The 12,740-nt window shown below is 73.5% G+C and carries 13 protein-coding genes; 6 read left to right on the top strand and 7 right to left on the bottom strand.

Going from position 1 to position 12,740, the window contains the following annotated elements:
• Positions 1–38: 38 nt before the first annotated feature.
• Positions 39–701: a phosphoribosyltransferase gene (locus tag ACQEUU_RS27215; protein ID WP_433071164.1), complete on the top strand. Its 663-nt coding sequence runs from the start codon at positions 39–41 to the stop codon at positions 699–701.
• Here ACQEUU_RS27215 and ACQEUU_RS27210 read toward each other — a convergent pair.
• The gene (locus ACQEUU_RS27210; protein ID WP_433071161.1) at positions 698–1,171 is read right to left on the bottom strand and encodes an ATP-binding protein; all 474 of its coding nucleotides are present in this window, start codon (positions 1,169–1,171) and stop codon (positions 698–700) included. The two genes, ACQEUU_RS27215 and ACQEUU_RS27210, sit on opposite strands and share 4 nt — an antisense overlap.
• Positions 1,172–1,297: 126 nt before the next feature.
• On the opposite strand from ACQEUU_RS27210, the gene ACQEUU_RS27205 reads away from it, so the two are divergent.
• Positions 1,298–2,194, top strand: coding sequence for a helix-turn-helix domain-containing protein (locus ACQEUU_RS27205; RefSeq protein ID WP_433071158.1), 897 nt, complete (start codon positions 1,298–1,300; stop codon positions 2,192–2,194).
• Positions 2,195–2,320: 126 nt separating this feature from the next.
• Positions 2,321–2,554, top strand: coding sequence for a DUF397 domain-containing protein (locus tag ACQEUU_RS27200; RefSeq protein ID WP_270159809.1), 234 nt, complete (start codon positions 2,321–2,323; stop codon positions 2,552–2,554).
• Positions 2,555–2,753: 199 nt separating this feature from the next.
• Here ACQEUU_RS27200 and ACQEUU_RS27195 read toward each other — a convergent pair whose 3' ends face one another.
• The 4 genes from ACQEUU_RS27195 to ACQEUU_RS27180 form a co-directional block, all read right to left on the bottom strand.
• Positions 2,754–3,065, bottom strand: coding sequence for a WhiB family transcriptional regulator (locus tag ACQEUU_RS27195; protein ID WP_270159808.1), 312 nt, complete (start codon positions 3,063–3,065; stop codon positions 2,754–2,756).
• A gap of 101 nt (positions 3,066–3,166) precedes the next feature.
• Positions 3,167–4,081: a sucrase ferredoxin gene (locus ACQEUU_RS27190; protein WP_433071154.1), complete on the bottom strand. Its 915-nt coding sequence runs from the start codon at positions 4,079–4,081 to the stop codon at positions 3,167–3,169.
• 52 nt (positions 4,082–4,133) lie between these two features.
• Positions 4,134–5,642 carry a glycerol-3-phosphate dehydrogenase/oxidase gene (locus ACQEUU_RS27185; protein ID WP_433071151.1) on the bottom strand — a complete coding sequence of 503 codons (1,509 nt, stop codon included), beginning with the start codon at positions 5,640–5,642 and terminating at the stop codon, positions 4,134–4,136.
• Entirely contained in the window at positions 5,639–6,229 is a 591-nt protein-coding gene (locus ACQEUU_RS27180; RefSeq protein WP_433071148.1) for a TetR/AcrR family transcriptional regulator, read from the bottom strand. The genes ACQEUU_RS27185 and ACQEUU_RS27180 overlap by 4 nt, the downstream gene beginning before the upstream one ends.
• A 16-nt stretch (positions 6,230–6,245) precedes the next feature.
• Between ACQEUU_RS27180 and ACQEUU_RS27175 the strand changes: the two genes are divergently transcribed.
• On the top strand, positions 6,246–7,823 hold the full coding sequence (locus ACQEUU_RS27175) for an FAD-binding oxidoreductase (RefSeq protein WP_433071145.1): 1,578 nt from the start codon (positions 6,246–6,248) through the stop codon (positions 7,821–7,823).
• Here the strand turns inward: ACQEUU_RS27175 and ACQEUU_RS27170 are convergent.
• Positions 7,820–8,221, bottom strand: a complete 402-nt coding sequence (locus tag ACQEUU_RS27170; RefSeq protein WP_433071142.1) for a hypothetical protein — start codon at positions 8,219–8,221, stop codon at positions 7,820–7,822. The genes ACQEUU_RS27175 and ACQEUU_RS27170 overlap by 4 nt on opposite strands.
• Before the next feature lie 132 nt (positions 8,222–8,353).
• Here ACQEUU_RS27170 and ACQEUU_RS27165 point away from each other — a divergent pair, with 132 nt between their 5' ends.
• Together ACQEUU_RS27165 and ACQEUU_RS27160 are read left to right on the top strand one after the other, a co-directional pair.
• Positions 8,354–9,835 carry a metallophosphoesterase gene (locus ACQEUU_RS27165; protein WP_433071139.1) on the top strand — a complete coding sequence of 494 codons (1,482 nt, stop codon included), beginning with the start codon at positions 8,354–8,356 and terminating at the stop codon, positions 9,833–9,835.
• Positions 9,836–9,864: 29 nt separating this feature from the next.
• The gene (locus tag ACQEUU_RS27160; protein WP_433071998.1) at positions 9,865–11,439 is read left to right on the top strand and encodes a bifunctional 3'-5' exonuclease/DNA polymerase; all 1,575 of its coding nucleotides are present in this window, start codon (positions 9,865–9,867) and stop codon (positions 11,437–11,439) included.
• Here the strand turns inward: ACQEUU_RS27160 and ACQEUU_RS27155 are convergent.
• Positions 11,414–12,703: an MFS transporter gene (locus ACQEUU_RS27155; protein ID WP_433071136.1), complete on the bottom strand. Its 1,290-nt coding sequence runs from the start codon at positions 12,701–12,703 to the stop codon at positions 11,414–11,416. The genes ACQEUU_RS27160 and ACQEUU_RS27155 overlap by 26 nt on opposite strands.
• Between the last annotated feature and the right edge of the window lie 37 nt (positions 12,704–12,740).

Genomic DNA, 12,740 nt, shown 5'->3' with positions numbered 1-12,740 from the left:
CACGTCCGCCGGTCCTGGCGTTCCTGATGGAGACGCGGATGCGAGGGTACGGGGACCTCATGGAGTGCGTGTTCGTCGACCGTGCGGAGGCGGGGATGCGGCTGGCCGAACGGCTGGCGGGCATCCGCGACCCGGTGGTGCTCGCGCTGCCGCGGGGCGGGGTGGAGGTGGCCGAGCCGATCGTGCGCGGGCTCGGCGGGGTGCTCGACGTGCTCGTCACCCGCAAGATCGGCTACCCGCCGTCGCCGGAGCTCGGCGTCGGGGCGATCGCGGAGGGCGGCGAGCCGGTGTTCGACCTGCGGCTGCTGGACCGGCTGGGGTTGACGCCCGACGCGCTGGCCGAGGAGGTGGCCGCCGAACGGCGCGAGCTGGGCCGGCGGGTGGCGGTCTACCGCGGCCACCGGCCGCTGCCGGACCTGGCGGGCCGCGAGGTGGTGGTGGCCGACGACGGGCTCGCCACCGGCGTGACCGCGCGGGCGGCGCTGCGGGCGGTGGCCGCGGCCGGTCCCGGCCGGGTGACGCTGGCGGTGCCGGTCGGGGCGAGGGAGACGGTCAACGCCATGCGTGCGGAGGCGGACGAGGTGGTGGTGCTGTGCGCGCCGGCCGACTTCCGCGCGGTCGGTCAGTGGTACGAGCACTTCGACCAGCTCACCGACGCCGACGTGCTGGCGGTGCTCGGCCGTAACCGGGCGTCCGGCTAGACCGGCAGCACGGCCCAGACGAGCTTGCGGGAGCCGCCGGGCGTGAGCCAGCCCCACGCGCGGCAGATGGCGCCGACCAGGCGCAGCCCGCGCCCGTACTCGGCGAACAGGTCGGCCTCGCCGGCCATCGGCGCGGCCGGACTGTGATCGCTCACAACGCAGGCCAGCTCGGTGTGGTCCATGAGCAGCCGCAGGTCGATCGCGCCGCCGCCGTGGCGCATGGCGTTGGTGACGAGTTCGGAGGCGACGAGCTGGGCGTCGAACGCGGCGCGCTCGGCCCCCCACGAGCCGAGCGTCTGGTCGACGAACCGCCTGGCCACCGAGACACAGCCCGGCTCGAACGTGCTGAGCTCGTGGAAGCCGAACCGGCGATCGCGCTCGACGGGCCGACCGTCGATCAGGACGGCCGTCAGCCATCCTGGCGGCCGCAGACCGCTGGCGGTTTGCGGTCCGGCGTCGAAAGTCGTCATGCTGGCCCCCGAAGCGCGTTCTGGTGTCCAAGACCATCTTTACGGCGTGACGTCGGTGATGCAAGACTCTTTCATGATTTACGGATGCAAATAGCATCTGCACGTGCAGTGGATCAAGGAGTAAGGGTGAGCGCGGAGAGGGTCGAACGGACGGGCAGCGACATTCTGCGACACTCTCCCGGCAGCCCCACGGTCCTGCGGATTCTGCTGGGCACCCAGCTGCGCAGGCTCCGCACCGGCATGGGCATCTCCCGCGAGGACGCCGGCTACTCCATCCGCGCCTCCCACGCCAAGATCAGCAGGCTGGAACTGGGCCAGGTCAGCTTCAAGGAACGCGACGTGGCCGACCTGCTCACCCTCTACGGCGTCACGGCCGAGGAGGAGCGGGCGCCGCTGCTGGAGCTGGCCAAGCAGGCCAACGCGCCGGGCTGGTGGCACAAGTACGGCGACCTGCTGCCGGGCTGGTTCGAGGTCTACATCGGGCTGGAGGGCGCGGCCTCGACCATCCGCACCTACGAGAACCAGTTCGTGCCGGGCCTGCTCCAGACGCCCGCCTACGCCAGGGCGGTGATCGAGCTGGCCCACGAGCACGCCTCTCCCGCCGAGCTGGAGCGGCGGGTCCAGCTGCGGACGGCCCGGCAGCGGCGGCTGACCGGTGACAACCCGCTCAAGCTGTGGGCGGTGATCGACGAGGCCTCGGTGCGCCGGGTGCTGGGCGGTCCCGAGGTGGTGCGCGGGCAGATCGAGCACCTGCTGGAGATCACCGAGCACAGCAATGTCACGCTCCAGATCATGCCGTTCGACCGGGGCGGGCACGCCGCCGCCGGCGGGCCGTTCAGCATCCTGCGCTTCCCCGAGCCCGAGCTGCCCGACGTGGTCTACATGGAGCAGCTGACCAGCGCGCTCTACCTGGACAAGGTGGCCGACTCCGAGCACTACATGAAGGTCATGGACCGGCTGAGCGTCCAGGCCGAGCAGCCGCGCGAGACCCGGCGTTTCCTGGAACGGCTCCTGAACAGCTGAGAACCCCTGTGAGACATGACATAAGGGGAATTTGGTCATCCGCTATATGAGGTACGGCATGTCCCTCTATTCTCGGCACGTAAGCGCGGATGCACGTGCATCCGTAAGGGACGAGGAGCAACACCCATGCACGAGTTCCGCAACGGAACGCCCGCCCGTCGCCTCCCCGTCGACTGGCGCAAGAGCGCGCGGAGCAACCCCAACGGCAACTGCGTCGAGGTGGCGACGCTGCCCACCGGCGAGGTGGCCATGCGCAACTCCCGGTTCCCCGACGGGCCCGCGCTCGTCTACACGCGAGCCGAGATCACCGCGTTCGTCCTGGGAGCCAAAGACGGAGAATTCGACGACCTGCTGGTCTGACCAGCCGACCGCCCGCCGCCCGGCGGGCATGAGAAAGCCGCCGTCCGGCCGGACGGCGGCTTCTTTCGTGCGCGGGGTTGAGGTCCACCTGATCAGGCAGTTGCCCCGACCGGGTTCTCCGGGGCCCGGCCGTGCCGGGCCCCGGGTCATCGGGACAACTGCGTGATCACGCGATTCGTTCGAGACGCTGCCGGGTGTGTCAGGCGGCGGAGATGCCGGCGCTGGCGGCGCGGCGCATGCGACGGCGACGCTCGGAGGCGCGCTCGTCCTCGTTGAGGCCACCCCACGTGCCGTACTTCTCGGGCCGGGACAGGGCGTAGTCTAGGCACTCCGTGCGGACGGGGCATCCGGCGCAGATCGCCTTGGCCTTCCGCTCACGTACGTCACGCTCGGGCTGCCGCTCCCCGTCGGGGCCGAAGAAGAGCACGAGGTCCTCACCCCGGCACGCGGCATCATCCTGCCAACCCCAGCTGGGGCGCGGGCGGGCGAGCTGCCGACGTACCTGAGACATGAGAAAACCACCTTCGTGAGAGGTATTTCGGTAATTGAGCCGCATTGAACGCTTTGGGCGTCACTGTTCCAACGCAATGCAGGACCGTGATGTTCCCTTGGTCAGGCGAAGGCAGGCGTGGCGTACCGCACAGGCGAAAGCCTGTCCAGCGAAACCAGCCGGTAGGTGGTGGCCTTGTCGGCGCAAACCGAGCCGCACGGCGCTTGCCACGCCGCCGGCCGGACCACAACCTTGAGCCGGACGCCGCCGCAGCTCACGATGGCTTCGGTGACGTCGTCGTCCGACTTGGAGGATTCCACGGCCACCGCGCCGACGGAGCACTCTCCCGTATGGGCTCGGGCGAAGTGCTCGACGGCTTGCAATGGCTCAGGGATACCCGCGCGCCCCCGGAAACGGTCGAGAATGATCTCGCCCGACCGGTACGCGTTAGCCGCTGCGATCGCAGCAGCCTGAGACATGCTGCCGTAGAAAATTCCGTGTGGCAAGCACACAAGGTTGGCAGCGTACCGATCGCCGCCAACGTGTGACGTTTCCCACACCCTTTCTGGCAGTTTCTCCGCCAGAGCGCGGGCGAGGGGCAATCCAATGCGGGCGCAGCACGCGTTGCGCTTCGCGTGCGTGCAGACCAGAAATACCGGCTCGTCTTCCAGTATGCAGGACTCGGGGACCACTCCGGACACCAGCGCGTCCAGGTCAAGATCGTCGGGACCTGCGATGACGCCGCCGGCGAGCCACGGCCGATCTCCGATCGCGTAGCCGGTCAGCACGCGGATGCCCGGCCGCCGCGCCCGGGTGCGGCGGCCCGGGCGGCGGATGAGCTGCGGCCTGATGCCCCGGGCCAGCGCCCTCGCCACCAGTTCTGAGATGTTCTCAGGAAGTTCGAAGCTTTCCAGGTGCGACGGCCACGGACCGTCGTACTCGATGAGGAGCCAGAGCCGCGCGCCCGCCGTCGCACTCGCCAAGGTGGGGATGCCGCCGGTGTGGCATCCCCTGGCGTGCTCGCAACCCTTCTCCACACCGTCCCCCTTCCAATGATTAGGTAAGACTAACCTAACGGAGGCGGGACCTTCAGCCGGACGCGCCCTCCGCGAGTTCCAGGGCCCGCTCCCGGTCCGCCGCGACCAGGCCGATCCTCGTGCGCCGGTCCAGCAGGTCGCCGGCGTCCAGCGCGCCCTCGTGCCGCACGGACCAGAGCAGATCGCCCAGGGTCAGGCCCAGGCCCACCGGCTCGGGATGCGCCGCCACGAGCGGCTGCACCGCGGCCGCCTCGGCGCCGTAGCGCTCGGCCAGCCGGCGCGGTACCCCGGCGGCGGGCCGGCCGGCGCCCACCAGCGGGATCACCGCCGTCCGGCTCGGCCCGGCGCGCAGCCCGCGCACCGCCACCGCCCGGTCCACCGCGTCCTCGGCCATCCGCCGGTAGGTGGTCAGCTTGCCGCCGACGACCGTGACGATCCCGTCCGAGGACAGCACCGCGTGCCGCCGGGACAGGTCGGCCGTGCGCCCGCCGGCCGCCCCCTCGGCCGCCAGCAGCGGCCTGAGCCCCGCGTACGCGCCCGCCACGACGTGTCGCGGCACGTCGATCTCCAGCACTCCGTTCAGCACGTCCAGGAGCGTCCTGACGTCCTCCTCCGGCGCCTGCGGGACGTCGGGCACCGGCCCGTCCACCGCCACGTCCGTGAGCCCCACGTGCACGCGCCCGTCGGCCTGCGGCAGCACGAGCGCGAACCGGTTGCTCTCGCCCGGGATCGGCACGTGCAGCCCGGCCCGCAGCCCCGGCAGCGTGTCCGGCGCGAGCACCAGGTGGGTGCCGCGCGAGGGCCGCAGCCGCACGCGCGGGTCCAGCCCTCCGGCCCACACCCCGGTCGCGTTGACCACGGCCCGCGCCCTGATCCCGAACTCCTCCCCGGTCAGCTCGTCACGCACCCGGGCGCCGTCCGCGCGCAGCTCCAGTGCGCGGCAGCGGGTGAGGATCCGCGCCCCGCGCGCGGCCGCCGTCCTGGCCACGGCGACCACCAGGCGGGCGTCGTCCAGCACCCGCCCGTCCCACGACAGCAGGCCGCCGCGCAGCCCGCCGGCGCGCAGCGCCGGAGCCAGCTCGCGGGCCCGCCCCGCCGTCAGCGCCGACGGCCCCGGCAGCAGCCGCCGGGGCGTGCCCGCGGCGCGCCGCAGCCCGTCGCCGAGCACGTAGCCGGACATCACCAACGAGGCCTGGGCCCCGGTCACCCCCGGCGTCAGCGGCAGCACGTACGGGTGCGCCCTGACCAGGTGCGGGGCCGTGCGCGTCAGCAGGACGCCGCGCTCGACCGCGCTCTCGTAGGCGACGCCCACCTGGCCCCTGGCCAGATAGCGCAGGCCGCCGTGGATCAGCTTGGAACTCCACCGGGAGGTGCCGAAGGCCAGGTCGTGGGCGTCGATCGCGGCGACGCTCAGCCCTCGCGAGGCCGCGTCCAGCGCCGCGCCGGCCCCGGTCGCGCCCAGCCCCACCACCAGCACGTCCACCCGCTCCTCGGCGGTGCGGGCCAGCTCGCGCGCTCTTCTGGCGGCGTTGAGCGAACTGCCCGCCCGAGGCCCGCTCACCGGCCCGTCCCGCCGCCGGGACCGCTCCCGCCGGCCGGGCCGGAGTCCGGCGGGTGACCGGGCAAATGACCGGGCGGGCCGCCGAGATAGGCCTCCAGCAGCGTGGCGAGCTCGGCGTCCAGCTCGTCGAGCGTGACCGGGCCCAGCATGGTCGGCGCCGACAGCAGGAACGACTGGGCCACCAGCAGCACCGCCCTGGCCCGGCGCGCGTCGCCCAGCGCGGGCTCCAGCACCGCGAGCACCGCCTCCTGGCTGGCGCCGCGCCGGTCGAGCAGGTAGGGGAGCAGCAGCTCGGGGTCCGCCTCCACGATCTTGCGCCAGAGCGGGTGCTCGCGCAGCCCGCGCACCCCGGCCACCACCGCCCCCACCGGATCGGCCAGGTCCACCCCGTCGATCACCCGTACCCACTCGCGCGTCATCAGGTCGGCGACCAGCGCCCGCATGTCCGGCCAGTGCCGGTAGATGGTCATCCGCGAGACGCCGGCCCGCCGCGCCACGTCCGTGAGCGTGGTGCGGCGCACCCCATAGGCCAGCACGCAGTCGCGGGCCGCGTCCAGCACGTCGTCATTGTGACGAATAGGCGTCATGTGTCACAGTGTAACCATGACGTCGGAACCGATGCTCTGGTCCGGCTGGGGCGACCCGGCCCAGGCCCGCGAACTTCCCGGACAGGTCCGCCGGCTGCTGCACGACCTGCTGGGGGTGCGTGCTCCGGTGGTGCCCGCCGCCGAGCTGGAGTCGGTGCGGGTGCCGCCCGCCGCGCTGGAGCCCCGCCACCTGGACGCGCTCGCCGCCCTGGTCGGCGACGGGCACGTGCTGACCACGCACGAGGCGCGGGTCCGGCACGCCCGCGGCAGGTCCACCCCCGACCTGCTGCGGCTGCGGGCCGGCGACGGCGACGGCGCGCCCGACGCCGTCGTGCTGCCCGGCGGGCACGACGAGGTGGCGAGCGTGCTGCGGCTGTGCGCGGCCGAGCGGATCGCGGTCGTGCCGTTCGGCGGCGGCACCTCCGTCGTCGGCGGGCTCACCGCCGGCCGCGACGGCTTCGCCGGGGTGATCTCGCTCGACCTGGGCCGGATGAACCGGCTGATCGAGGTCGACACCGAGTCGATGACCGCGCTGTTCGAGCCGGGCGTGCCCGCCCCTGAGGCCGAACGCCTGCTCGGCGCGCACGGCCTCACCCTGGGCCACTTCCCGCAGTCCTTCGAGTACGCCACGCTGGGCGGCTTCGCCGCCGCCCGCTCCAGCGGCCAGGCGTCCGCCGGCTACGGCCGCTTCGACGACATGGTCGCCGGGCTGACCGTCGCCACCCCGGAAGGCGACCTGGACCTCGGCCGGGCGCCCAAGTCGGCGGCCGGGCCCGACCTGCGCCAGCTCGTGCTCGGCTCCGAGGGCGCGTTCGGCGTCATCACCTCGCTCCGGCTGCGGGTGCGCCGCGCCCCGGCCGAGAAGGCGTACGAGGGCTGGCGCCTGCCCGGCTTCGCCGCCGGCACGGCCGCGCTGCGGGCGCTCGCCCAGGACGGCCCGCTGCCGACCGTGCTGCGGCTCTCCGACGAGACCGAGACCATGATCGGCCTGGCCCGACCCGACCGGATCGGCGCGGAGGAGTCCGGTGAGCCCGGCTGCCTGGTGATCGCCGGCTACGAGGGCGCGTCCGTCGCCGCCCGCCGCGAGGCGGCCGCCGCGGTCCTGTCCGCGCACGGCGGCGTCCCCCTCGGCGAGGAGCCTGGCCGGTCGTGGGCGCACGGCCGCTTCTCCGCGCCGTACCTGCGCGACTCGCTGCTGGCCGCCGGCGCCACCGTGGAGACGCTGGAGACGGCCGGCTTCTGGGCGAACCTGCCGCGCCTGTACGACGCGGTCCGGCTCGCGCTGCTCGGCGCGCTCGGCTCACCGCTGGTCATGTGCCACATCTCCCACGTGTACGAGACCGGCGCCTCGCTGTACTTCACCGTCGTCACCGCCCAGGAGGGCGACCCGGTGGCGCAGTGGGAGCGGGCCAAGGAGGCGGTCAACGCGGCCATCGTCGAGGCGGGCGGGACGATCTCCCACCACCACGGGGTCGGCCGCGACCACAAGGCCGCCTACGCCGACGAGATCGGCCCGCTGGGCGTGGCGATCCTGCGGGCGGTCAAGGACCGGGTGGACCCGGCGGGCGTGCTCAACCCGGGCGCGCTCGTCTAACCGAGCTCCGTGACCCTGGACGCCTCGGCCGACGCCTCGGCCGCCTCGCCGTAGCGCTGAAGGCCCTCGTAGGCCGAGGCCAGGGCGGTCAGCGAGAGCGCCAGCGGGGCGCCGCCCTCCCGCCTGGCCAGCGCCACCGCCTCCTGGGCCGCGGGCAGCGCGTCGCCCGGCCGGTCGCGCCCCAGGTGCAGGCGGGCCAGCATGAGCAGGGCGCGGACCAGCAGCGGGGTGTGCTCCGGGCGCTCGGCCACCAGCTCGCGGCTCATCGCCACGGCGCGGCTCACCTCCCGCAACGCGGCCCGCGCGCGCCTCGTCGCGGCGTAGGCGAGCAGGCCCTCGACGGCGTCCACCCGCGTGGTGCTCCGCCTGAGCGCGTCATCGGAACCGTTACGGGCCATGGCAGCCCTCCTTGGCGACGACAACCGCTTGCTTGGGGCGATAGAGGCTACACCATCGTGAACCATCTGTGTCGGCAACGGCACGCTGCGTTCGGATGCGCGTGTCGGGGCCAGGGGACGAAGATGGGGGGCATGGTGGAATTAGCGGCTGAACGGGGGAAGCGGGCCTCCTCGCGGGTGTCCGAGGAGGGCGCCGGATGGGCCTGCCAGGAGATCGGCACGTTCGACCGGCTGCGGCCGGCGGAGAAGGGCTTCACCTGGCTGAACCCCGTCACCCTGTGGAAATCCCGGAACGAGGTACTCGCCGGCCTGTTCGGCGACCCGTCAGGCGAGGTGCGCGAGCAGTGGGTGGCCGCCCTGCGCGAGCGCGGCGCGGACCCCGACTTCCGGATCACGCCCGAGGTCGGCGAGAGCTTCGACTTCCTGCTCGTGGGCGACACCGGCGAGGGCGACGCGTCGCAGTACGCGGTCGTGCCCGGCATGCTGAAGGAGGGAGCGGGCACCGCGTTCGCGATCCTGGCCAGCGACATCATCTACCCGGCGGGGTCGGGCAACGACTATCGCGACAAGTTCTTCCGCCCCTACAAGGACTACGACGCGCCGATCTACGCCGTCCCCGGCAACCACGACTGGTACGACGGGCTCGGCGGCTTCATGCGGGTCTTCTGCGACGCCTCGCTCAAGCCGAAGCCGGACCGGGGGATACGCGGGCTGCTGTGGCGCAGGCCGGAGACGATCGACGAGCCGGCCCTGGCCGAGGCCCGCGCCCTGCGCGGCCGCCCCGCCCAGCAGGCCGCGCAGCCCGGACCGTACTGGGTGATCGACACCCCGAGCCTGCTCATCGTGGGCGTCGACACCGGGATCAAGGGCACTCTGGACGGTGAGCAGACCGCGTGGCTGCGCCGCGTGTCGCTCGACCCGCGGCCCAAGATCCTGATCACCGGCAAGCCGATCTACACCGGCAACGCCTACAAGCCGTCCGAGCTGGAGGGCGGCGGCACCGTCGACGACATCGTGCGCGACCCGCGCCACCGCTACGTGGCGGCCATCGGCGGCGACGTGCACAACTACCAGCGCTACCCGGTCCAGGTCGGCGACCGGGTGATCCAGTACGTGGTGTCCGGCGGCGGCGGCGCGTTCATGCACGCCACCCACACCATCCGGCGGGTCGACGTCGGCGGCGTGCACGAGGACGACTACCGCTGCTACCCGCTGCGCGGCGACTCCCTGTCGTTCTACAGCCAGCTCTACGCCAAGCGGCTGCGGATGCGGTGGATGTACCTCACGCCGGACGAGGCCGCCTGCATCATGGCCGACCAGATCAAGAACAAGCCGGTACGACCGGTCGGCGCGGTGACGATCACCCGGCGGATGCGGTGGGCGGCGCGGCTGCTCGGGTCCTGGCCGTGGCCGTTCCGGCTGCCGGTGGACCGGGTGTTCCAGCATTTCCTGTCGGAGCTGTCCGACTGGGACACCCCGCCGTTCTTCAAGCAGTTCCTGCGCCTGTCGGTCACCCCTGACCATCTCACCATCCGGTGCCACGCCGCCACCGGGTGCCTGCGGCAGGAGCTCGAACCGCCCGTCGAGGACGAGGTGCGCATCCCTCTGTCGTAGGGGCCTGGCACCCTGGAGTCGTGTACGTGGTGCTGGCCGGACAGACGCTCCATCCCGCGGGCGAGCCGCTGCCCGGCGGCCTGCCCGGCGACGTGCCCGGCGCGGTGCGCGAGCTGGAGTCGGTGCGGCCGCGGTGGGTGTGGGCCGACACCCGCGAGGCCTACCCGCCGCTGCTCGCCGCCGGGGTGCGCGTCGGCCGCTGCCACGACCTCGCGCTCACCGAGGGCCTGCTGCTCGCGGCCGAGGGCCGTTACGGCGAGCCGCGCTCGGCCAGGGCGGCGCACGCCCGGCTGCACGGCCGGCCCGTCACCGGCGAGCCGGCCGACGACCAGCCCGGTCACCCGGCCACGCTGTTCGGGCCGGAGCCGCTGCCCGCCGAGGCGGTGGCCGAGGTGCTCGCCGACCAGCTCGGCCGCGTCGCGGCGCTGCCCGACCCCGGGCGGTTCCGGCTGCTGGTCGCCGCCGAGTCGGCGGGCGCGCTCATCGCCGCCGAGCTGGCCCACGACGGCATGCCCTGGCGCAGGGACGTGCACGACGCCCTGCTCACCGAGATGCTCGGCCCCCGGCCGGTCCACGGCATGCGCCCGGCCAAGCTGCAGGCGCTGGCCGACCGGGTCTCGGCGGCGTTCGGCCACCCGGTCAACCCCGACTCGGTGCAGCAGCTCGTCAAGGCGTTCAAGAGCGCCGGGGTGGCGATCAGGTCCACCCGGTCGTGGGAGCTCAAGCAGATCGACCACCCGGCCGTCGAGCCGCTGCTCGCCTACAAGGAGCTGGCCCGGCTGCACAGCTTCCACGGCTGGACGTGGGCCGACCAGTGGGTGCGCGGCGGCCGCTTCCGGCCCGAGTACGTCGTCGGCGGCGTGGTGTCCGGCCGCTGGGCCACCAGCGGCGGCGGCGCTCTGCAGATCCCCAAGGTGCTGCGGCGCGTGGTGGTGGCCGACGAGGGGTGGACCCTCGTCGTCGCCGACGCCGCCCAGCTGGAGCCGCGGGTGCTGGCCGCCATGGCGGGCGACGCCCGGCTCGCCGCCGCGGCGGGGGAGAGCGACCTCTACTCGGCGCTGGCCGCCTCGTTCGGCGGCCAGCGCGACCACGCCAAGATCGCGATGCTGTCCGCCATGTACGGCGGCACCAGCGGCGACGCCGCCCGGCTGCTGCCCGTGATGCGCCGCCGCTTCCCGAAGGCCTACCAGTTCGTCGAGGACGCGGCCAAGGCGGGCGAGGAGGGCCGGCTGGTCCGGTCCTGGCTCGGGCGCACCAGCCCGCCGCCGTCCGCGTCGTGGCGCGAGCTGGTCTCAGGGCCGGAGGGCGGCCGGGCGGCGCGCGACCGGGGCCGGTTCACCCGCAACTTCGTGGTCCAGGCCACCGCCGCCGAATGGGCGCTGGCCCTCATCGCGGTCCTGCGCGGGCGGCTGCCCGCCCCCGCCGGGCTGGTGTTCTTCCAGCACGACGAGGTCATCGTGCACTGCCCGCTCGACCAGGCCGAGCGGGTCGCCGACGCGGTTTCGGCCGCCGCCGCCGAGGCCACCAGGCTGCTGTTCGGGGCCACCCCGGTGCGCTTCCCGATGGAGGCGGTCGCGGTCAGCTGCTATGCGGACGCCAAATAGCGCCCGACCGGCGGGCCGTCAGCGCCAGCCACACCGCGGCCAGCGCCACCAGCACCCCCACGCCCACGCCCAGCACCCCGTACGACAGGCCGCCCACGATCACTCCGGCCAGCACCGTGCCGGTCGCCCCGCACACGTTCATGAGCAGGTCGGACAGGCCCTGCACGGCCGTGCGGCCCTCGATCGCCACCGACTCGCTGAGCAGCGCCGAGCCGGCCACCAGCCCGCACGACCAGCCCAGGCCGAGCACGAACAGCGCCAACGTGATCTGCCACACCCGGTGGCCGGCCGTGGCCGCCAGCGCGGCGGAGGCCAGCAGCAGGCCCATGCCGAGCAGCAGCACCGGCACCCTGCCCGCCTTGTCCGCCAGCCAGCCGACCACCGGCGACATCACGTACATGCCGGCGATGTGCAGGCTGATCACGATGCCGATCACGTCCAGCTCGGCGCCGTCGTGGTGGAGCTTGACCGGGGTCATCGACATGATCGACACCATCGCCGTGTGGCTGACGGCGATCATCACCAGCGCCTGGCGGGCCATCGGCGTGGCGCGCAGGATCCGCCACGCGGTGCGGACGGTCCGGTTGCCCTTCCCCGTGGTGGGCTCGCTGCCGTCGTGCTGCCTGGCCAGCTTGAGCGGGTCGGGGCGCAGGAACACGAAGACGATCAGCAGCGCCACCGCGAACGCCAGCGCGGCGAACGCGAACGGCCCCGCCTTCTCCACCAGCCCGGCGTCCATGCCGATCCGGTCGGCGGGCTCGGCCAGGTTGGGGCCGGCCACCGAGCCGATGGTCGCCGCCCACACCACCAGCGACAGGTGCCGGGCCGCGTGGTTCTTCGGCGCCAGATCCGTGGCCGAGTAGCGGGCCGCGAGGTTGCCCGCGCTGCCGCCGCCCACGAGCACCAGCCCGGCCAGCAGCAGCGGCCAGTTGCCGATGGTGATCGCCGCGACCGAGATGGCGCAGCCGAGCAGCGCCGCCAGGTAGGCCAGCGCCAGTCCGGCCCGCCGGCCGCCGCTGCCGGACGCCTTGGCCGTGGGCAGCGCCAGCAGGGCCGCGCCCAGCACGGTCGCGGTCCCCGCGAAGCCGCTGATCATCGTCGAGCCGGAGAGCTGGTCCACCACCACGGAGCTGAGGGCCAGCCCGACGGCGACGCCGACGCCGCCCACGATCTGGGCGGCCGAGAGCACGATCAGGGTGCGGCGCTGGACGGCTCCGAGGTGCCCTGGGGATGAGACGTCGGAGGTTGTGGGGGTGCTGGTCACCCGTGAAGTCTCGCATAGCCCCAGAGATCACCCCAAA

The sequence above is a fragment of the Nonomuraea sp. CA-218870 genome (genome assembly GCF_050936535.1).
In the GTDB taxonomy this organism is placed as follows: Bacteria; Actinomycetota; Actinomycetes; order Streptosporangiales; family Streptosporangiaceae; genus Nonomuraea; species Nonomuraea corallina.
The sequence above is the reverse complement of the archived record's forward strand: the minus strand, read 5'-3'. Positions and strand labels throughout refer to the sequence as shown.

What these genes read in the sequence shown, in the direction of transcription:
- ACQEUU_RS27195 (WP_270159808.1), bottom strand. Translation starts at nt 3,065, where the DNA reads ATGTCTCAGGTACGTCGGCAGCTCGCCCGCCCGCGCCCCAGCTGGGGT.
- ACQEUU_RS27180 (WP_433071148.1), bottom strand. Translation starts at nt 6,229, where the DNA reads ATGACGCCTATTCGTCACAATGACGACGTGCTGGACGCGGCCCGCGAC.
- ACQEUU_RS27210 (WP_433071161.1), bottom strand. Translation starts at nt 1,171, where the DNA reads ATGACGACTTTCGACGCCGGACCGCAAACCGCCAGCGGTCTGCGGCCG.
- ACQEUU_RS27175 (WP_433071145.1), top strand. Translation starts at nt 6,246, where the DNA reads ATGACGTCGGAACCGATGCTCTGGTCCGGCTGGGGCGACCCGGCCCAG.
- ACQEUU_RS27165 (WP_433071139.1), top strand. Translation starts at nt 8,354, where the DNA reads ATGGTGGAATTAGCGGCTGAACGGGGGAAGCGGGCCTCCTCGCGGGTG.
- ACQEUU_RS27200 (WP_270159809.1), top strand. Translation starts at nt 2,321, where the DNA reads ATGCACGAGTTCCGCAACGGAACGCCCGCCCGTCGCCTCCCCGTCGAC.
- ACQEUU_RS27215 (WP_433071164.1), top strand. Translation starts at nt 39, where the DNA reads ATGCGAGGGTACGGGGACCTCATGGAGTGCGTGTTCGTCGACCGTGCG.
- ACQEUU_RS27170 (WP_433071142.1), bottom strand. Translation starts at nt 8,221, where the DNA reads ATGGCCCGTAACGGTTCCGATGACGCGCTCAGGCGGAGCACCACGCGG.